Source organism: Nostocoides sp. (assembly GCF_037045025.1).
Lineage (GTDB): Bacteria > Actinomycetota > Actinomycetes > Actinomycetales > Dermatophilaceae > Nostocoides_A.
Genome location: NZ_JBAOHM010000016.1, coordinates 395,317 through 414,222, shown reverse-complemented (window position 1 = coordinate 414,222; position 18,906 = coordinate 395,317). Strand labels below are relative to the sequence as shown.

At 68.7% G+C, this 18,906-nt stretch carries 17 protein-coding genes; 13 read left to right on the top strand and 4 right to left on the bottom strand.

All coding sequences use genetic code 11. The features are described from left to right. Nucleotides 1-16: 16 nt before the first annotated feature. The 5 genes from V9G19_RS24560 (at nucleotide 17) to V9G19_RS24540 (ending at nucleotide 3,210) form a co-directional block, all read left to right on the top strand. Entirely contained in the window at nucleotides 17-817 is an 801-nt protein-coding gene (locus V9G19_RS24560) for an RDD family protein (protein WP_462288010.1), read from the top strand. A 13-nt stretch (nucleotides 818-830) separates the two neighbouring features. After that, on the top strand, nucleotides 831-1,127 hold the full coding sequence (locus V9G19_RS24555) for a DUF2752 domain-containing protein (RefSeq protein WP_462288009.1): 297 nt from the start codon (nucleotides 831-833) through the stop codon (nucleotides 1,125-1,127). A gap of 68 nt (nucleotides 1,128-1,195) precedes the next feature. Beyond that, entirely contained in the window at nucleotides 1,196-1,651 is a 456-nt protein-coding gene (locus V9G19_RS24550) for a hypothetical protein (protein WP_462288008.1), read from the top strand. A gap of 82 nt (nucleotides 1,652-1,733) precedes the next feature. After that, entirely contained in the window at nucleotides 1,734-2,456 is a 723-nt protein-coding gene (locus V9G19_RS24545; RefSeq protein WP_462288007.1) for a hypothetical protein, read from the top strand. Nucleotides 2,457-2,709: 253 nt separating this feature from the next. Then, a complete protein-coding gene (locus tag V9G19_RS24540) occupies nucleotides 2,710-3,210 on the top strand; it encodes a hypothetical protein (RefSeq protein ID WP_462288006.1) in 501 nt (166 codons plus the stop codon). A 22-nt stretch (nucleotides 3,211-3,232) separates the two neighbouring features. On the opposite strand, the gene V9G19_RS24535 is transcribed toward V9G19_RS24540, so the two are convergent. Both V9G19_RS24535 and V9G19_RS24530 read right to left on the bottom strand, forming a co-directional pair. Beyond that, nucleotides 3,233-4,477: a DUF4032 domain-containing protein gene (locus tag V9G19_RS24535; RefSeq protein WP_462288005.1), complete on the bottom strand. Its 1,245-nt coding sequence runs from the start codon at nucleotides 4,475-4,477 to the stop codon at nucleotides 3,233-3,235. Nucleotides 4,478-4,654: 177 nt separating this feature from the next. Continuing rightward, entirely contained in the window at nucleotides 4,655-5,752 is a 1,098-nt protein-coding gene (locus V9G19_RS24530) for an ABC transporter ATP-binding protein (RefSeq protein WP_462288004.1), read from the bottom strand. A 322-nt stretch (nucleotides 5,753-6,074) separates the two neighbouring features. Here V9G19_RS24530 and V9G19_RS24525 point away from each other — a divergent pair, with 322 nt between their 5' ends. The 5 genes from V9G19_RS24525 to V9G19_RS24505 all read left to right on the top strand — a co-directional run bounded on the left by V9G19_RS24525 (nucleotide 6,075) and on the right by V9G19_RS24505 (nucleotide 13,023). Continuing rightward, complete coding sequence (locus V9G19_RS24525) at nucleotides 6,075-7,424, top strand: sugar ABC transporter substrate-binding protein (RefSeq protein ID WP_462288003.1); 1,350 nt, start codon at nucleotides 6,075-6,077, stop codon at nucleotides 7,422-7,424. Between the two features lie 224 nt (nucleotides 7,425-7,648). After that, nucleotides 7,649-9,232 carry an ABC transporter permease subunit gene (locus V9G19_RS24520; protein ID WP_462288002.1) on the top strand — a complete coding sequence of 528 codons (1,584 nt, stop codon included), beginning with the start codon at nucleotides 7,649-7,651 and terminating at the stop codon, nucleotides 9,230-9,232. Between the two features lies 1 nt (nucleotide 9,233). Continuing rightward, a complete protein-coding gene (locus tag V9G19_RS24515) occupies nucleotides 9,234-10,151 on the top strand; it encodes a sugar ABC transporter permease (RefSeq protein WP_462288001.1) in 918 nt (305 codons plus the stop codon). After that, nucleotides 10,148-11,989 carry a glycoside hydrolase family 13 protein gene (locus V9G19_RS24510; protein ID WP_462288000.1) on the top strand — a complete coding sequence of 614 codons (1,842 nt, stop codon included), beginning with the start codon at nucleotides 10,148-10,150 and terminating at the stop codon, nucleotides 11,987-11,989. The genes V9G19_RS24515 and V9G19_RS24510 overlap by 4 nt, the downstream gene beginning before the upstream one ends. Next, nucleotides 11,971-13,023 (top strand): LacI family DNA-binding transcriptional regulator, encoded by a 1,053-nt coding sequence (locus V9G19_RS24505; protein ID WP_462287999.1) that lies wholly within the window; start codon nucleotides 11,971-11,973, stop codon nucleotides 13,021-13,023. Before V9G19_RS24510 ends, V9G19_RS24505 begins: the two co-directional genes overlap by 19 nt. On the opposite strand, the gene otsB is transcribed toward V9G19_RS24505, so the two are convergent. Then, nucleotides 13,020-13,814 (bottom strand): trehalose-phosphatase, encoded by a 795-nt coding sequence (gene otsB / locus V9G19_RS24500; protein WP_462287998.1) that lies wholly within the window; start codon nucleotides 13,812-13,814, stop codon nucleotides 13,020-13,022. The genes V9G19_RS24505 and otsB overlap by 4 nt on opposite strands. Continuing rightward, nucleotides 13,804-15,300 (bottom strand): alpha,alpha-trehalose-phosphate synthase (UDP-forming), encoded by a 1,497-nt coding sequence (locus V9G19_RS24495; RefSeq protein WP_462287997.1) that lies wholly within the window; start codon nucleotides 15,298-15,300, stop codon nucleotides 13,804-13,806. Before V9G19_RS24495 ends, otsB begins: the two co-directional genes overlap by 11 nt. Before the next feature lie 130 nt (nucleotides 15,301-15,430). Between V9G19_RS24495 and V9G19_RS24490 the strand changes: the two genes are divergently transcribed. The 3 genes from V9G19_RS24490 to V9G19_RS24480 all read left to right on the top strand — a co-directional run bounded on the left by V9G19_RS24490 (nucleotide 15,431) and on the right by V9G19_RS24480 (nucleotide 18,864). Beyond that, nucleotides 15,431-15,859 carry a CBS domain-containing protein gene (locus tag V9G19_RS24490; RefSeq protein WP_462287996.1) on the top strand — a complete coding sequence of 143 codons (429 nt, stop codon included), beginning with the start codon at nucleotides 15,431-15,433 and terminating at the stop codon, nucleotides 15,857-15,859. A 110-nt stretch (nucleotides 15,860-15,969) separates the two neighbouring features. Continuing rightward, nucleotides 15,970-17,763 carry a serine/threonine-protein kinase gene (locus V9G19_RS24485; protein ID WP_462287995.1) on the top strand — a complete coding sequence of 598 codons (1,794 nt, stop codon included), beginning with the start codon at nucleotides 15,970-15,972 and terminating at the stop codon, nucleotides 17,761-17,763. A gap of 27 nt (nucleotides 17,764-17,790) precedes the next feature. After that, nucleotides 17,791-18,864, top strand: coding sequence for a YihY/virulence factor BrkB family protein (locus V9G19_RS24480; protein ID WP_462287994.1), 1,074 nt, complete (start codon nucleotides 17,791-17,793; stop codon nucleotides 18,862-18,864). Nucleotides 18,865-18,906: the final 42 nt, after the last annotated feature.

Here is an 18,906-nt window from a genome sequence, read left to right as displayed (position 1 = left end):
TGGAGGGAATGACTCAATGTCCACGACGGACCCGACTTCGCCCGACTACGATCCCGAGGGCGAGGCCCAGCGGCCCTCGCCGCCCCCGCCGCCGAGCGGCTCGGGCAGCACGGCCTACCCGCCGCCGAACCAGTCGGCCGAGGCTTCGCCCCCAAGCAGTGGCGCACCGGCCTACCCGAGCTACGGGCCGCCGAGCCCGCCGCCAGTCGCCGATGCCCCTGCCTATCCGGGATATGCCCCGACCTCGGGATCACCCGCACCCGGCACCAGCCCGTATGCCGCGCCGCCGCCGCCCGCCTACGGGGCACCACCCGGCAATCCGTATGGCGCACCCGCCGCGCAAGTGGCCCTGCCGGGCGGCGGCCAGGTGCCCCCGATGACAACCCGGTTGCTGGCCCGCATCGTGGACTGGGTGATCATGGGCATCGTCTACACGATCGTGATGTTCATCGGCTTCGCCGGTCTTTTCGGCACGTCCGGATCGGACGGTGAGCCGAGCGGGCTCGCCCTCGGTGCGTTCTTCGTCATGATGCTCGTCCTGACCGTCATTGGCATCGTCTATGAGGTCGTGCTGATCGCGTTGCGCGGCGCGACGATCGGCAAGCAGGTCATGGGCATCAAGGTCGTCATGCAGGACAACGGCGCCATTCCCGGGTGGGGCCCGTCGCTGATCCGGTGGGGAATCCCCGCGATCGCCAACTTCATCTGCGGCCTCGGGATCGTTATCTACCTCTCCCCGTTCTGGGCGGACCCGACCGGGCGCCAGCGCGGCTACCACGACCTGGCCGCGAACACCGTCGTCGTCAGCGCTCGCTGACTCCCGGCCCGCGATGGTCCTCTGCCCGTTCGCTGCCCTGACCGGCCTGGCCTGCCCGGCCTGTGGGGGCCTGCGGATGGTGGCCGCCTTGGGGCACGGGGACTTCGCGGGCGCGTGGGCGCAGAACCCGTTGCTGATGGTCGGGCTGGCTCTAGCAGCGATCACGGGCGTGCTCCTCGGCACGCGCGCCCGGCCCCGAGTGCGTGCGTTGCTGGCGCGTCCGGAGCTGGCCTGGGCCGCGCTCGCCGTGGCGGTTGCCTTTGCGGTGGCGCGCAATCTGCCGGGTGTGACCGGGCTCGGACCGGTCTGACCCCGTGCCGGCACGTCCCATCATTGAGGGACGTGACGACGCCGTCGGCTGCCCCTACCGTCACGAGCATGGGCCTTCGATCACCGGTAGGACGGATCCTCACCGCTGTCCTTGGGGGCGCCCTGTTGTTCACCGCGTGTGGAGCGGGGCGCAGCCCGGAAGCGTTCTGCACGACCTACCAGGAGCAGAAACAGACCTTCCTCGACAAGTACGAGAAGGCCGAACGCGACCTGGCCAAGAACGACGACGCCGGTGCCGCCTTGTTCGGGAGCCTGGCGATGACGTTCGAGATGTTCGGGGACATCGTCGCGATCTTCGAGGCCCTGGACAAGGTCGCCCCGCAGGACATCGAGCCCGACGTCGCGACACTGCGGGACTTCTTCCAAAAGCAAATCGACGACGCCCCCGACGCGGTCAAGAACCCGGCCGGCGCCGCGCTTGGCGGGTTGGTGTCCGGGTTGGCCGTCGCCGGCCCCTGGAAGCGCGTCGGCGAGTACGTCACCACCCATTGCGGATCCTCGTGAAAAGAGGCGCTGAATGTACTGCGCGCGGTGCGGGCGACCCACCGATCCGGCCGACGCCTTCTGCCAAGGGTGCGGCCACGCGGTGGCGCCGAACCCTGTGCCGGGCTGGGAAGTCGGTCCACCCGGGGCCGCAGCGGCATACGACCCGGTCGCTGCGATGCGCCTTGGCTGGGATCGCTTCGTCAAGGATCCCGCCACGCTGCTCGTCCCGGTGATCGTGGGGAGCGTCCTGCAGGGCCTCGTCTTGACGCTCTTCTTCGTCGGCTTTGTGGCGGTCCTCCTGGTCGCCGTGGGCAACTCCGAGACGAGTTCTTCATCAGGGGTTGCCGACCGAACGATTGCGGTGGTCCTGGTCCTCGGGATCGCCTACGTGGTGGCCTTTGCCGCCTTCCAGATCGTCTATGCCGGCTGGATCAAGGGTGGGCTGGACATTGTTGCCGGCAAGCGACCGGCCTTCGCGGAACTGTATGCGGGCTGGAGCAAGGGCGCCGTGTTCGGCGCCGCACTCGTGCTCACCGCGCTCGTCTGGCTCGGCAGCTTCTTGTGGTGGCTGCCGTCACTAGCGGTGGTCTACTTCGGGCAGTTCGCTCTCCATTTCATGCTCGATCGGGGGGCGGGCGTGGTCGGGGCGTGCACCGGAAGCGCCCGCCTGGTGGCGCGCAACGCGGCCAAGGTGGCTCTTTTTGACCTGCTTGCCACGGCAGCGGTGCTCGCCGGGACCCTGGCGTTCGGCCTCGGCGCATTCGTCGCCGTCCCGGTCGTCATCATCGCGCAGGCACACACCTTCCGGGTGCTCGCCGGCTAGTTGACGGCCTCGGCTGGTCGCGTGGGGAGAGTCGGTGCGCGCTAGATCGGGACTCGCGTGACCGGTGTGGTTAGCTGGGAGTGACCCCGGCCGGCCAACTGTGCTGGTCAGCGACAAGAGGACGAGCACGATGTCGACCGGCGACCCCAACCAGCCCGCCCCGCAGGAATCGGTCCCTCCGCCCCCTCCGCCCGCGTCGCCTGGAGGGCCTGGCGCGCAGCCGGGCTACACGCCCGCACCAAGCTATAACGGTATGCCGTCCTACTCGGGTGGCCCCGGCGCCCCCGCGGTGCCGGCGACCCGGCCGCCAGCAATGGACATGGCGGTGCGACTGATGCAGCTTGGTGGTCTGCTGTCCCTGATCGGAGTGGCCTTGACCTTCGCGACCAAGGGTCAGATCGAGGATGAGGTCACCAAGCAGATGCGGGAGGCCAAGCCGGACGTCACCCAGTCGTCGATCGACGCCGCGATCACCTTCGGTTTGGTGTTCGCGGTCGTGCTCGGGCTGCTCGGCGTGGCCTTGTGGTTCTGGATGGCCTCGGCCAACGGCAAGGGGAAGTCCTGGGCCCGGATCGTCGCGACGGTCTTCTTCGTCCTGTCGTTGATTTCCTTCCTGCTCAGCTTTGCGCAGGCCGCGCCGCTGCTGTCGCGGATGCTCAGCATCGTCTCGATCCTGGTCGGCGCGGCCGCGGTCTTCCTGATGTACAAGAAGGAGTCGAGCGCGTTCTACGCGGCCAGTTCCGGGCGGATGTGATCCGGTGGCTGTGAGCGCGGCGTCAGAGCCCGCTTAGCGGGATCTCGTTGGTGTCGGCGGTGTCGGGGGCGAGGACGGCCTTCTCCTCCGGTTTGTCCGGAAGGACATTGGCGACATAGTCGACGGTGGCGTCCTCGATGCGGAAGTCGTGGCCGGCGACCTCTGCCATGTACCACCGGTGTTCGAGGATCTCGTGGAAGAGCTCCGCGGGTTCCAGCTTGCCGCGCAGGCTGGCTGGCACCGACCGGGTGATCGGTTCGTAGATGTGGGTCAGCCAGTCGTGCGCGACGAGTTCCTCGTCCTCGGCCTGGCGGTCGGTGGCGACCCGATACGAATCCAGGTCGTTGAGCAGACGACGGGCCTGGTTCTCCTCGACGTCGAGGCCGGTCAGCCGCATCAGCCGGCGGGAGTGATGGCCGGCATCGACGACTTTGGGTTGGATCCGGATCGAGGTGCCGCCGAGGTCGGTGACGATCGCGAGTTCGTCGATGTCGAAGCCGATGTCGTTCAGCCGCCGAATGCGCTCATCGACGCGCCACCGCTCGTCGGCGTCGAATTCCTCCTCCGCGGTCAGCTCGTTCCACAGGTCGTGATAGCGGACGAGCAACTGCTCGGAGGTCTCGATCGGGTCCTCTCCCCGCAGCCGTCCGCCGGCCTCGAGGTCCATGAGTTCGCCGGCAATGTTGATCCGGGCGATTTCAAGGTCGTGCTCGCGCTGGCCGTCCGAGAGCCGGTGGCGTAGTTCGCCGGTCTCGGCGTCGACGAGGTAGGCCGCGAACGCGCCCGCGTCGCGGACGAACAGCGTGTTGGAGAGCGAGACATCTCCCCACCAGAAGCCGGCCAGGTGCAGCCGCACGAGCAATACGGCGAGGGCGTCGATGAGACGGGCGGCGGTGTCCGGGCGCAGCGCCTGGCTGTAGAGGGCGCGGTAGGGGAGGGAGAACGGCAGATGCCGGGTGACCAGGCAGGCATCGAGTTGGCGCCCGGCGCCATCGACCCGTCCGCGCACGACGGCGAACGGCTCGACACACGGCAGGCCCAACCGGCCCAAGTTGCGCAGCAAGTGATACTCGCCGATGGCCAGCTCGGCCTTGATCTCCTTGACCGCGAGCACCCGCCCGGACAGTTTGACGAAGCGCACGACATGCCGCGAGATGCCCCGCGGCAGGGTGGCGAGTCGTTCCTTTGGCCAGTCCTCCAGCGGCAGGTCCCACGGGAGGTCGAGCAGCGCCGGGTCCGGCCGCGCCGCGATGATGTCCAGAGCCACGAGACAGAAAGCCTAAGCCCTCGTTCGGCCGACGATGGAGCGGGGCGGTGGGGACGACGTTCGGCCGACGATGGAGCGGGGCGGTGGGGACGGCGTTCGGCCGACGATGGAGCGGGGCGGTGGGGACGACGAAGTCGTGCCCGCCGCCCCGCGAAGGAGGAGACCGAACAAAAGAAATTAGTCGACGAGGCGCTCGCCGGTCTCGGCGTTGAACAGGTGGACGTGGCCCTCCTGCGGGGTGATGTAGAGAGTCGCGCCCTTCTCCGGGGGACGGCGGCCGTCGACGCGGGCGATGAACGGCTTCTCGACGCCCTCTTCCTTGGTGACCGAGCCGGCCTGGGGGGTGCCGTAGACGTAGGCGTCGGCGCCGAGTTCCTCGACGACCTCGATGGTGATCGGCAGGCCGTCACCCTGAGGGGCGACGTCGACGTCCTCGGGGCGGACCCCGACGATGACCTCGTTGCCGACATTGCCGAGCGAACCGCGCGGGACGGGGATGACCTTGGAGCCGAACTTCACGCCGCCGTCGGTGACCGGCATACCGATGAGGTTCATCGCGGGGGAGCCGATGAAGCCGGCGACGAAGAGGTTGTCCGGGTGGTCGTACATCCGGCGCGGGGTGTCGACCTGCTGGAGCAGGCCGTCCTTGAGGACCGCGACGCGGTCGCCCATCGTCATGGCCTCGGTCTGGTCGTGGGTGACGTAGCAGGTGGTGACGCCGAGGCGGCGCTGCAGTGAGGCGATCTGGGTGCGGGTCTGGACCCGCAGCTTGGCGTCGAGGTTGGACAGCGGCTCGTCCATCAGGAAGACCTGCGGGGAGCGGACGATCGCCCGGCCCATGGCAACACGCTGGCGCTGGCCACCGGAGAGGGCCTTGGGCTTGCGCTCGAGGTATTGGGTCAGGTCGAGGATCTTGGCGGCTTCCTTGACCCGCTGGTCGATCTCGGACTTGTTGACGCCGGCGATCTTGAGGGCGAAGCCCATGTTGTCGGCGACGGTCATGTGCGGGTAGAGCGCGTAGTTCTGGAAGACCATCGCCACGTCGCGGTCCTTGGGCGAAAGGTGGGTGACGTCGCGGTCACCGATCCAGATCTTGCCGCCGTTGACCTCTTCGAGTCCGGCGAGCATGCGCAGGCTGGTGGACTTGCCACAGCCCGAGGGGCCGACCAGGACGAGGAACTCGCCATCCGCGATGTCGATGTTGAGCTTGTCGACGGACGGGCGGGTCGCGCCGGGGTAGACCCGGGTGGCCTCGTCGAACTTCACTGTTGCCATGAGGCAGTGCTCCTTCACCGGCAGGAACGTGCCGGACGATCCGTTGTAAAGGTGGTACGCCGCCGGACCACGGTGGCCGGGGCACCGTACAGTGTGCCCGACATCGGGGTGTCGGCGCTAGTCGCCGCGCCCTCATCTTTTCTCGTTCAAACGCTGGGCGCCGTTGGCCTTGCAGGTTGGTGACCGTTACGCAACTGAGACATCTTGCGGCAGAAGCGCAACTACTTGCAGTGCGGTTGCGAGATCTTGCACGTACGCGCTAGAGTTCTCTCACTTCGCCAGGGATGCACAGTGGCTCCCTGCGTTCCATCTAGGAGAGTTCATGCACAAGCGTGCTTTCGGCGCCGCCGCTCTGACCGGAGCCTTGGCTCTGGTCCTGACCGGCTGCGGCAGCGAGTCCAGCACCAACTCCTCCTCGACGACCGGCACCGGCTCGATCAGCAGCGAGACCGCGACCGCCGGCGGCGAGAGTGGGAGCGCCACCGAGACCGCCGCGGCCCCGGCCGAGGTCGACGCCAAGGACCCCGCCCGAGCCGACGCCGATCTGGTCATCTGGTCCGACGCCGACCGTGCGCCCAACCTGACCAAGTTCGCCCAGCAGTTCGCCCAGGAAAACGGCGTTACCGTCGCCGTCCAGATCGCCGCCGAGACCCGCAAGCAGTTCGGTGACGCCACCAAGGTCGGCAAGGGCCCGGACATCGTCGTCGGCGCGCACGACTGGCTCGGCGAGCTCGTCCAAAACGGCACCGTCGCCCCGATCCAGCTCGATGAGGCCGTCGCTAGCACCTTTGCCCCCTCCGCCGTCGCGGCGAGCAAGTTCAATGGCCAGAACTACGGCGTGCCGTTCTCCGTCGAGAACATCGCCCTGGTGCGCAACACCGACATGGCCCCCGACGCCCCAGCCACGATGGACGACCTGCTCAAGGCCGCCAAGGCCGCCAAGGCCAAGGACTCCAAGATCACGACCCTGCTCGACCAGTCGGTCGGCAAGACCGGCAACGCCTACTACACCTACCCCTGGCTGTCGGCCTACGGCGGCGGCATCTTCGACGTCAAGGCCAACGGCGACTACGACCCCGACAAGGTGATCGTCAACAGCGCCGGTTCGCTCAAGGGCGCCGAGGAACTGGCCAAGATGGGCAAGGAGAAGGTCTTGTCCACCAACGTCGGCGACGACAACGCCGAGGGCATCTTCACCGGCGGCCAGGCCCCGTTCTTCATCACCGGCCCGTGGGCGATCCCCAACGTCAAGAAGGCCGGCATCAACTACGCGATCTCCTCCTTGCCCAGCCTCCCCGGCGGGGACGCCATGCAGCCCTTCCTCGGCGTGCAGCTCTTCTACGTCTCGGCCAAGGCCAAGAACGCGACGCTCGCCCAGGAGTTCGTCACCAGCTTCGTGCCGACCAAGGAGTTCCAGCTGGCCATGTTCGAGGCCGGCGGTCGGCCGCCGGCCCTGACCGAGGCCTACAACGAGGTCTCGGCGGCCGACCCCGACGTCAAGGCGTGGTATGAGGCTGGCAAGGACGGCAAGCCCATGCCCAACATTCCCGCGATGAACTCGGTCTGGGGCCCGCTCGGCCAGGCCGCCGCCGACGTCATCTCGGGCAAGGACCCGAAGGCCCGCTTCGACGCCGCGCAGAAGGAAATCGAAAAGGCCATCGCCAAGTCCTAAGTCTCCCCGGGCGGCCCTCTCGCTCTCGCGGGGGGCCGCCTGCCGGGTCACCTGACTGAAGACCCTGGCCGAGCCGGGCAACCAAGCCGGCTCGCAGCTGAGCTGCCCGCCTCGCCGGGGGCTCCATCGGAAGCTGCTCGCTTCCGGCTCCTCGACGCCGCCGTCACCAGCAGTGCCCGGCCGGCGATACCCGGACTTCCCGCCGCCCTCCCAGGGAGAACTGCATGGCTTCCGTCCCCGTCTCACCACTCGAGCCACTCCAGCTCGGCAAGGACACCACCCCGGCGTATACGCACGCGATCAAGTGGGGTCTGCTCGCCGTCGCGGCGCTGATCGCCGCATACGTGATCCAGAAGCTGGTCGCCGGCGGATCCTGGCTCGGCGTCGTCATCACTGGCTTCATCCTCCTGTGCATCCTCGCGGTCTATGCGACCCGGCGGGCGGTGCCGATGAAATACCTCCTTCCCGGCCTGGTCCTGCTCGTGACCTTGCAGATCTGGCCGATCGTCTACACGATCGCGACGGCGTTCACCAACTACGGCCAGGGCCACACCCTGACCAAGGACGAGGCGACCGACCGCAATGTCGCCAACTCCGTCAAAGAGGTCAAAGGCAGCGAACGTTACAAGCTGAGCATCGCCGTACCCGAAGGCGCCGACGTGGCCACGGGTGCGTTGACCTTCCTGCTCACCAAACCCGACGGCGCCATGCTCGCCGGGACAAAGGACGGGATCGAGGAACTGCCCGCCGAAGGCGTTGAGAAGACCGCAGCCGGCAAGATCACCAAGGCCGCGGGGTACACCATCCTGAACGCCCGCCAGTCGAATGATCGCAGTGAGGAACTCAAGGCCTTTGCCGTGCCGGTCTCGGACACGGCCGGGATCAAGTCGGTGGGCTTCAGCAGTGCCTTTGAAGGCGCCCCGACGCTGACTTACAACAAGAACGCCGACACCATCACCGACACCACGAAGAACATCGTCTACACCCCCAAGAACGCCTACTGGACCGCGCCAGACGGCCAAACCCTTCCGACCGGCTGGAAAGAGAATGTCGGAACCAAGAACTTCAGCACGCTGCTCACCAACGAAACGATCCGCGCCGGCTTTCTTAAAATCTTCTTGTGGAATGTCGCTTTCGCGGCGCTCTCGGTGATCTCGACGTTCATCCTCGGTATGCTGCTCGCGCTCCTCTTCAACGATGACAAGCTCAAGGGCAAGGGCTTCTATCGGTCGCTGTTGATCCTGCCCTATGCCATCCCCGGCTTCGTCACCGCGCTGGTGTGGGCCTCGATGTTCAACCAGGACTTCGGGCTGGTCAACAAACTGAGCCACCTCAACATCGACTGGCTCGGCAACGGCTGGTGGGCCAAGGTCGCGATCTTGATCACCAACCTGTGGCTCGGCTTCCCCTATATGTTTCTCGTCTGCACCGGTGCGCTGCAGTCGATCCCGGGAGATGTCCGCGAGGCCGCCAAGATCGACGGCGCCGGCCCCTTCCGCACGCTGCGCTCGATCATCATGCCGCTACTCCTCGTCGCCGTTGGGCCGCTGCTGATCGCCTCGTTCGCGTTCAACTTCAACAACTTCAGCCTGATCTTCCTGCTCACCAAGGGCGGCCCGTTCAACGCCAACGACACGACGATCGGCGAGACCGACCTGCTGATCACCTATGCCTTCCGGCTGGCGTTCGAGTCGGGCAGCCCCAATATCGGATTGGCTTCTGCCGTCTGTATTTTCATCTTCTTCATCGTCGCCGCGATGAGCTACTCCGGCTTCCGCCGCACCAAGTCCCTGGAAGAGGTGAACTGACTTGTCCAATGTCACCGACGCTGCGGCGGTCGCCATTCCCGAAGGCCGCACGGCCACCCGCCGAGCGCCGCGCTCCCCGGGGGGCTCGGTGTGGTGGAAACACGCCCTGGGGATCCTCGCGCTGCTCTGGGCGCTCTTCCCGATCGTCTTCCTCGTCTCGGCCGCGATCAACCCGGCCGGCTCACTGCAGACCAGTTCGCTGATCCCATCCTCGATATCACAGGCCAACTTCGACACGCTTTTCGCCGACGCTTCCCGACCGTATGTCAGCTGGTACAAGAATTCGATGATCATCAGCCTGGTCGGCTCGTTGGGATCGGTGTTCATCGGCTCGTGCGCGGCATACGCTTTCTCCCGGTTGCGGTTTGCCGGCCGGCGCCCCGGGCTGCTCGCGCTGCTGCTGTTGCAGATGTTCCCGGCGATGCTCACCTTCCCGGCGCTCTATTTGACCTTTGCCCGCTTCGGCGACATCATCCCGGCGCTCGGCCTGAACTCGATCTGGGCGCTGATCCTGTGCTACCTCGGCGGCGCCATGGGTGCCAACGTCTGGCTGCTCAAGGGCTACTTCGACACCATCCCCCGCGAGCTGGACGAGGCCGCCAAGGTTGACGGCGCGAGCCACGCGCGGATCTTCTTCACCATGACGCTGCGCCTAGTCATGCCGATCCTCGTGACGGTGTTCATGCTCAGCTTCGTCGGCCTGTTCAGCGAGTTCCTCCTGGCCAGCATCTTCCTGCGCGACGTCAACAGCCAGACCCTCGGTGTCGGCCTCTACAGCATGACGATCGGCAACGAGAAGAACCGGCTGTTCGGCCAGTTCGCGGCGGGTGCCCTGCTCGCCTCGTTGCCCGTCGTGCTGCTTTACCTCGGCTTCCAGAAATACCTTGTCGGCGGTATGACGCAGGGCTCGGTGAAGTGAGCCCCGCGGCTCACCTGCTCGACACGCCGCATCACGACGGTTCGATCCGCTACGTCTCCTCGCCGCACCCGCGGCGAGGAGATGTGGTGGACCTGCTCGTGCGCGTTCCGCACGCGGCCGCGGTCAGCAGCGTCCACCTGCGCTCGACGCTCGATTCGGAGCCGAAGTTCACGGCCGCCGTCACGGTCGAGCAGACGGCGCGCGACACGTGGTGGCGCGTGCCCCTGCGGGTGCACAACCCGGTGATGAACTACCGCTTCCTCCTCCAAGGGGGGCGGGTGGGCTATCAGTGGCTTAACGGGACCGGGCTGCACGAGCGGGACGTCCCCGACGCCGCCGACTTCCGGATGACGACCTTCCCCGCGCCGCCGGCGTGGAGCCAGGAGGCGATCGTCTACCAGGTCTTCCCCGACCGCTTCGCCCGCTCGGCAGCCGCTGACTCGCGGCCCCTGCCCAACTGGGCCGAAGCGGCGGCCTGGGACACCCCGGTGGCCGGGCGCGGCAGGCGCGCCGGGCGCCAGTTCTACGGGGGCGATCTCGACGGCATACGGGAGCATCTCGATCACATCGCCGACCTGGGGGCGACGACGATCTATCTCACCCCCGTCTTCCCGGCGCGCTCCAATCATCGGTATGACGCCACGACGTTCGACGTCGTCGACCCGCTGCTCGGTGGCGATGAGGCATTGCAGCGGCTGATCGCGGCGGCTCACGAGCGCGGGCTGCGTGTCCTCGGGGACATCACGACCAACCACACCGGCGTCGGGCACGAGTGGTTCCGCCGCGCCCAGGCCGATCCGGACAGCGAGGAGCGCGAGTTCTACTTCTTCGACGGCGAGCGGTATGCCGCCTGGCTGGACGTGCCCTCGCTGCCTAAGCTCAACTACGACTCGAAGGAGTTGGGCCGCCGGCTGTTCGACGATCCGCACGGTCCGATCCGCCGCTGGCTCAGCGGCACCGACGGTTTCGACGGCTGGCGCATCGATGTCGCCAACATGACCGGACGCCTGGGCGAGCAGGACCACTATGCGGCCGTCGCCCGGCGGATGCGGGCGGCGGCGACAGCGGCCCGCGCGGACGCGTTCTTGGTCGCCGAGCACTGCCACGACACCTCCCGCGACGCGCTCGGGGACGGCTGGCACGGCGTGATGAACTACGCCGGTTTCACCCGGCCACTGTGGACCTGGTTGCGTCACCCGGAGCAGGCTCCCGACTTCCTCGGGCTGCCCGTCGTTGTGCCGCGCCTGGGCGGGCGGGCGGTCATGGAGACGATGCGCGAGTTCGGGGCGCAGCTGCCCTGGGCCACGCGGACGCACAGCTTCAACATGGCCGGCTCCCACGACACCACCCGCGTGCGCAGCCTCGTCGGCGCCGACGACGCCCAGGTCGACGTGGCCGCCGGGCTCGTGATGACGATGCCGGGGATCCCGATGATCACCTATGGCGATGAGATTGGGATGCTCGGGGCGTTCGGCGAGGACGGCCGCCGCCCGATGCCGTGGGGGCACCCGCAAACCTGGGACGAGCGCATTCATGCGGTTTATCGCCGGTTGATCGCGGCGCGGCGTGCCCATCCTGCCTTGTCGGCCGGGGGCCTGCGCTGGGCCTACGCCGACGACGATGTGCTCGTCTATCTGCGCGAGCACCCCGAGCAGACCGCCCTGGTGCATCTGGCCCGCCTCGAGCACGATGTGATCCGGCTACCGCTGGCCGCGCTGCCCGGCGCGCAGGCGGCGCAGGCGGCATACGGCGATCCGCTGGAGATCGACGGCGACGAGGTCGTGCTGCACGCCGACCGCCCGACGGTGGAGGTGTGGACATGGCCGACAAACCCGTGAGAATCGGGCTGGCGCAGGTCGCGGCGCAGGCCGAAGTGAGCGAGGCGACGGTCAGCCGGGTGGTCAACAACAAGCCCGGCGTCTCCGAGAGCACCCGGGCCGCGGTGCTGACCGCGATCGACGTCCTCGGCTATGAGCTGCCCGCCCGGCTGCGTCCGCGGACCGGCTCGCTCGTCGGCCTGATCGTCCCCGAGCTGACCAACCCGATCTTCCCGGCGTTCGCGCAGACGATCGAGACCGGGCTGGCGATGCGCGGCTTCACTCCCGTCCTGTGCACCCAAACCCCGGGGGGCTTGCACGAAGACGTCTATGTCCGGATGCTGCTCGATCGTGGCGTGGCCGGCATCATCTGCGTCTCGGGGCAACACGCCGACACCGCCGAGAGCGTGGAGCGTTATGTCTCGCTGACCAATCAGGGCGTCCCGCTCGTGCTGGTCAACGGCCACCGCGACGGGGTGCGCGCGGCCTTCTTGTCCACCGACGACCAGGCCGCGGTCGAGCTGTCCGTCCGCCACCTGATCGAGCTCGGCCACCGGCGGATCGGGCTGGCGACCGGCCAGGAGAAGTATGTCCCGGTCCGCGAGAAGGTCACCGCCTTCCGGGCGATGCTCGCCGCCGAGCTGCCGGGGCTCGACCCGGACGAGATGATCGTGCACACGCTGTTCACCGTCGAGGGCGGGGGCCAGGCCGCCCGGATGTTGCTCGACCGCGGGGTCACTGGCATCATCTTCGGCTCGGACATCATGGCGCTCGGCGCGATCCGCCAGGCCGGCCGCATGGGTGTCTCGATCCCGCGCGATCTGTCGGTGGTCGGCTTCGACGACTCGCTGCTGATGGGCTTCACCGACCCGCCGTTGACCACGATCCGCCAGAGCGTCCAGGAGATCTCCGAGGTCGCCGTCCAGGCGCTGCTGGAGCAGATCAACGGCGGCAGCAGCATCCACCCCGAACTCGTCTTCCGCCCCGAACTCGTCGTCCGCGGCTCAACCGCCCGCGCCCCCAAGCTGGTCACCGAGGTCGCCACGACGGCCTAGCCGCCCGCCTCCAACCGACGGACTGCCAGCGTGGCGAGCAGGGCGGGGACGGCGTCCGGCCCGGGCAAACGGTATGCCGCGGCGCTCGCGCCGGCCCCGACCTTGACGCCCACGTCGGCCGGCCCGAGGCGGGTGAAGACGCTCTCGTCGGTCAGGTCGTCGCCGAGATAGCAGATCGCGTCCGCGCCGACGGAGGCGGCCAGGCCGAGGACGGCGCTGCCCTTGTCGGCGCGGGCGACGGCAAGCTCGACGACATCCTTGCCGTGCATGATCTCCACGCCTGGCCGGGCTTGGCCGACGGCCACCGCCGCGGCTTCGGCGCGGGCCGCGACGAGCGGGTCGATTCCCCGCGTGTGCAAGACGCTGGCCATCGGCTTGCGCTCCAGACGCGCGGGCGGGTTGTCGGCGACGACCTGTGCCAGCGCCGCCGTCACCTCCCGCAGGTCAGCTAGCTGTTGCCCGGTGAGCGCCACTCCGACGCCGGCAAGGCTGCCTTCGCCGCCGTGGCTGCCGAACAGGGCGATCGCCGAGCCGGGCGGCACTCCCGTCAGCTGCGCCAAGATCCCCAGGCCGCGACCGGAGACGAGGGCGACTGTCGTGCCGGGCAGCGTGCTCAGCTCCCGCAACGCCGCCATCGTTCCCGGCAGCGGCCGCGAACTCATCGGATCGTCCACCAACGGAGCGAGCACGCCGTCGAAATCGGACGCGACGACCACGCGGGGGAGCGCCGCGAACCGCGCCAAGGCCAGCATCAGCTCGTCGTCCCGGGCGGGCAGCGGGTCAGGTGTCATGGCCGCCCACCGGGTTGTCCGCGGTCGCCCCGTCCGGCTGGTCGAAGGGCCGGTCAGGGGGCTCGTCGCCGGGTCGCCGGGGCGCGTGCTCGAGAGCGTTGAGGAAGCGGTGCGCCCAGTTCTGGACGTCGTTGGCCCGGACGTTGCGTCGCAGCGTCCGCATCCGGCGTCGCCGCACCGGCGCGGGATCGGTGAGGGCGGTGGTGATGACTCGCTTCATACCCTCGATGTCGTGCGGGTTGCACACATAGGCCTGGCGCATCTCGTGATAGGCGCCGGTGAATTCGGACAACACCAGCGCCCCGTCACCGTCGAAGCGGCAGGTGACGTATTCCTTGGCGACCAGGTTCATCCCGTCGCGCAACGGTGTCACGAGCATGACATCGGCGGCGAGGAAGAGGGCGGCCATCTCCTCGCGGCCATACGAGTGGTGCAAGTATTCGACGGCGGAGAAGCCGATCGCGGCGAACTCGCCGTTGATCTGGCCGACGGTCCGCTCGACCTCGGTGCGCAACTCCCGGTAGGCGTCGACCCGCTCCCGAGACGGCGTGGCAACTTGGACGAAGACGACGTCGGGTGGGCGGATCACGTCGGCGCGGAGCAGCTCCTGATAGGCCTTGAGCCGGTGGCGGATGCCCTTGGTGTAGTCGAGCCGGTCGACGCCGAGCAGGACCTTCTTGGGGTTGCCGAGGGACTCGCGGATCTCGACGGCCCGCGCGCGCACCTCGGGGGTGCGGGCCAGGGTCTCCAGCCCGGCCACGTCGATCGATATGGGCACCGGTGCCGCCCGCACGGTCCGGGTGGTGCCGTCCTGCTCGGGCACTCGGACCTGCTCCCCCCTGGTCCCCAAGCTCATCAGCCGGCGACACGCACGCACGAAGTTCTCGGCGTCCGCCTTGCGCTGGAAGCCGAGGAAGTCGGCGCCGAGCAGGCCCATGAGGATGTCACCGCGCCAGGGGAGCTGCGCGAACAGCTCGACCGGCGGGAACGGGATGTGGTTGAACCAGCCGATCCGCACATCGGGTCGCCGGGCACGCACGAGGGCAGGGACCAACTGCAGTTGATAGTCGTGGATCCACACCGTCGCGCCGGGGGCCGCGACGTCGCAGACGGCCTCCGCGAACCGCTCGTTGACCCGCGAGTAGGCCTTCCACCAGTGCCGGTGGAAGGTCGCCGGCACGATCACATCGTGATAGATCGGCCAGAGCGTGTCGTTGCTGAACCCCTCATAGAAGTCGGCGATCTCTTGCGCGCTCAGCGCGACCGGGAAGAGCGCCATTCCGGTGTCCACGAAGGGCGGCGGCGCCTCCCCGGCGTCGCCGGCCCAGCCCACCCACGCGCCCTCCCGGTCGCGCATGACGGCATCCATCGCCGTGACCAGACCGCCCGGACTGCGCCGCCAGCTCGTGCTGCCGTCCGGTGCGGTGACCTTGTCCACCGGCAGCCGGTTGGCGGCGATCACCAGGTCGAAGCTGTCGCGTCCCATGACACCACCACCCTACGACGTCGCTGGTGTGGGCCTCATCCCGGGCGGTGCCCGAGCCCACCGGCTGATCCCGTATGCCGAACCGTGAGCGCCGCTGGCGAGTGGCCCGCCGAGCGACTACCGTCGCCCTATGAAAATCTCGGAGGTGGTCCGTCAAAAGGGCCAGACGGTCGTCACGATCATCCCCGACGCCAGCGTCGGCGAGTTGCTGGCTCTGCTGGCCGAGCACGGCATCGGCGCCGTCGTCGTCAGCTCCGATGGCACGGCGGTTGACGGCATCGTGAGCGAGCGCGACATCGTGCGCCACCTCAACAGCAGCGGCGCCGGAATCCTCGACGGCACCGTCGCCGCGATCATGACCGCCGACGTCCGCACGACCGATCCGGATCACGACATCGAGAGCCTCGAGTCCACGATGACCGAGCACCGCATCCGGCACGTGCCGGTGCTCGTCGACGGCCAGCTGCACGCGATCGTCAGCATCGGCGATGTCGTCAAGAACCGGATCAACAGCCTGCAGGCCGAGCGCGACCAGCTGGTCACCTACATCCAGCAGTGACGGCGCCGGCCGCTGCCGACCCTGAGGGAGCAGCCCTGGCCGGCCCGCCATGGGTCGACCAGGTCGTCGTACTCAGGTGGATCACGACGTCGATGACTTACCGTTGACTCATGACGGAGCTTGCGGTTGGGCGCGGCCACGGGCCTGACCCGTCGGACCCGCAGGCCTCGCCCGGGTTTGCGACGGTCGGGGGATACCGCCTCGTCCAATGCCTCGGCGAAGGCGGTATGGGCGTCGTTCACCTCGCCCTGGACCGCAGCGGGCGCGCCGTGGCCATCAAGGTTCTCAAGCCTCACATCGCCGCCGACGCTGCCGCCCGCGCCCGGCTGGCGCGTGAAGTCGAGACGCTGAGCCGCATCCGCCACCCCAACGTCGCCGGCATCATCGACCACGACGTCGAGGGCCCCAAGCCGTTTATCGTCACCCGTTATATCGCCGGTCCACCCCTCGATGCGGTCGTCGAGGAGACCGGAGCCCTCAGCGGACCTGCGCTGCTGCAACTCGGCCGTGGCCTCGCCGAGGCGTTGCGCGCGATTCACGGCGCCGGCGTCGTCCACCGCGACGTCAAACCCGGCAACGTCCTGCTGCTCGACGGAGAGCCGGTCCTTATCGACTTCGGGATCGCCCATATCGCCGATGACGAGCGATTGACCCGCACCGGCCTGGTGATGGGCACCCCCGGGTATCTCTCCCCGGAGATCATCGAGGGCGCCGAGGTCGCCGAGTCCACCGACTGGTGGGGCTGGGCGGTCACCCTCGGCTTCGCCGCCTCGGCGCGTCCGCCCTTTGGTCGCGGGTCGATGGAGAGCGTCCTGGCCCGGGTGGTTCGCGGCGACGCCGACCTGCGCGGCGTCGACCCGGCGCTGGCGCCGCTCCTGGAGGCGGCGCTCTCGCCGTATCCCGAGGATCGGCCCACCGACGCCGAGGTCCTCGCCGCCCTGCGCGCCTATGCCGAGGGCGGCCAGGTCACCGACGTGCTGCGGGCCCCGCCGACCCGCCCGCTGGCTGAGACTGCGGCGGCGCAGCCGGCCCCGACTGCGGTCCTGCCCCCGGTCGCGGCACCGCCACCGAGCCCGTCACGCCAACCGGCGACGTGGCAGCCGGCGGCGCGCCCGCCCGGCCCGCGGGTCCCGGCCAGACAAGCGCCGCCGCCGCGCCAACACACCGCCGATCCACCCGCGCAGCAAGACCCGCGCCCCGCCGCGGCCCGGTATCCCGTCGCCGCCCCGGGACAGTCGATCGAGGCGCCGGACCGGCCGGGACCGCCGCGCCCGGCGATGGCCGGCGATCCCCGCATCGGCCGACCGATGCGGACCGGGACCCTCGCGAGCCTCGGCGTTCTCCTGATCGCGGTGGCCGCGGCATACCCCGCCTTGGCGCTGCTGTTCGGGGGGCTGTGGTCGACGATCGCCCACACCGCCGACCGGTCGCTGACCGCGCTCGTGCTGCGGCGCCACCACAAGGGGGTGCGTTCGGGCGACACCGCCCGAGCGGTGGCCGCCGGACCGCTCCACCTCCTCCTCGGGCTGATCGGCGCGCTCGGCTCGGCGATCCTTCCGGCGATCGTCGGCTCCGCTGGCGTCGTCTCTTCGCTGCTGCTCACCCGGAGCGCGGCCGCCGGTATGGGCGAGTCGACGCACTATCAGATCGCGCTCGCCGCCGGCATGGCGCTGGTCTTGTTGACCAGTTGGTGGGGTCCGGGCGGCGCGAGCCTGCGCCGGGGGAGCCGCAGCCTCGCCCGCGGCATCGCACCCACCGAGGGGGCCGCTCAGATCGCCGCCGGGATCTTCGGGGCCGTCGCCGTCGGGCTGGTGGCCTGGATGCAACTGCGCACCGGGATGCCGATCTGGACCCCCCGCACCGGACCGCCACACTTCCTCGACTCCCTCGACCTCACCCGGTAAGCCGCCCGCGGCAGGCAGGATAGGCGCGTGGGCGTCGTCGACTGGGTGGATCGGCAGCAGCGGCGCCATGCCGTCCTCGGCTTCCCGATCGCGGTGATCTACAAGTTCTTCGACGACGCCGGCGGCTACCTCGCGGCCCTGCTGGCCTACTACGCCTTTGTTTCCATGTTCCCGCTGCTCCTGTTGCTGGCGACGATCTTGTCGATCGTGCTGCGCAATGATCCGGAACTGCAGGAGCGGATCATCAGCTCGGCACTGGCGCAGTTCCCGGTTATCGGTGACCAACTGGGCGATCCGCGCTCGCTCAGCGGCGGCACGGCCGGTGTCGTCGTCGGTGTCGCGGTCGCGCTCTACGGTGGGCTCGGGGTGGGGAACGCGCTGCAGTATGCGATGAACACCATCTGGGGCGTCGAGCGCAACAGCCGCCCCAACCCGATCAAGGTCCGGGTGCGCAGCCTCTTCCTCGTCTTCACCGCCGGCCTCGCGGTCTCGGCGACCACGGTGATCTCCGCCCTCGGGTCGGCATACTCCGGCTGGGGTGAGTTGACCAAGGTCGGGGTCCTGCTGGCGACCTTCGTGATGAACACCGGGATCTTCCTGCTGGCCTTCCGGATCGGCTCCGGGCGGGCCCGCAAGCGCCATCAGCTCCCGGGCGCGATCGTCGCCGCGGTCTTTTGGCACCTGCTGCAGACCTATGGGCTGGTCTATGTCGCCCGCGTGATCAGGCGGGCATCGGCATCCAACGGGGTCGTGGCCTTCGTGATCGGCTTGTTGGCTTTCCTCTACCTGGCCGCCGTGGTCGTCGTCGTGTGCGCCGAACTCAACGTCGTCAGCGCCCGCGGCCTTTACCCGCGGGCCCTGCTGACTCCCTTCACCGACAACGTCCACCTCACCGACGCCGATATCCGCTCCTACTCCATCCAGGCCCGCGCGATGCGCACCAAGATGTATGAGGTGATCGACGTCACCTTCCACGCCAGCGAGGAGGCGGCCCGGGAGGCTCAAGCGGGGGGCGCGACGGCGGTCGATGCCGACGATCCGCCCGCGCCGGTTCCGGAGCCCGGAACGGTGGGTTCGGGCTCGACCGGTCGGCGTGATTGAGTTCACCCGAGGTGACGCTGTGCCTTTCGTGCGACTTAGGTT

Excerpts from the sequence above, each read along its gene's own strand:
- V9G19_RS24560 (WP_462288010.1), top strand. The coding sequence starts at position 17 with ATGTCCACGACGGACCCGACTTCGCCCGACTACGATCCCGAGGGCGAG.
- V9G19_RS24520 (WP_462288002.1), top strand. The coding sequence starts at position 7,649 with ATGGCTTCCGTCCCCGTCTCACCACTCGAGCCACTCCAGCTCGGCAAG.
- otsB (WP_462287998.1), bottom strand. The coding sequence starts at position 13,814 with ATGACACCTGACCCGCTGCCCGCCCGGGACGACGAGCTGATGCTGGCC.
- V9G19_RS24540 (WP_462288006.1), top strand. The coding sequence starts at position 2,710 with ATGCCGTCCTACTCGGGTGGCCCCGGCGCCCCCGCGGTGCCGGCGACC.
- V9G19_RS24530 (WP_462288004.1), bottom strand. The coding sequence starts at position 5,752 with ATGGCAACAGTGAAGTTCGACGAGGCCACCCGGGTCTACCCCGGCGCG.
- V9G19_RS24525 (WP_462288003.1), top strand. The coding sequence starts at position 6,075 with ATGCACAAGCGTGCTTTCGGCGCCGCCGCTCTGACCGGAGCCTTGGCT.
- V9G19_RS24505 (WP_462287999.1), top strand. The coding sequence starts at position 11,971 with ATGGCCGACAAACCCGTGAGAATCGGGCTGGCGCAGGTCGCGGCGCAG.
- V9G19_RS24485 (WP_462287995.1), top strand. The coding sequence starts at position 15,970 with ATGACGGAGCTTGCGGTTGGGCGCGGCCACGGGCCTGACCCGTCGGAC.
- V9G19_RS24490 (WP_462287996.1), top strand. The coding sequence starts at position 15,431 with ATGAAAATCTCGGAGGTGGTCCGTCAAAAGGGCCAGACGGTCGTCACG.
- V9G19_RS24550 (WP_462288008.1), top strand. The coding sequence starts at position 1,196 with ATGGGCCTTCGATCACCGGTAGGACGGATCCTCACCGCTGTCCTTGGG.
- V9G19_RS24495 (WP_462287997.1), bottom strand. The coding sequence starts at position 15,300 with ATGGGACGCGACAGCTTCGACCTGGTGATCGCCGCCAACCGGCTGCCG.
- V9G19_RS24555 (WP_462288009.1), top strand. The coding sequence starts at position 831 with ATGGTCCTCTGCCCGTTCGCTGCCCTGACCGGCCTGGCCTGCCCGGCC.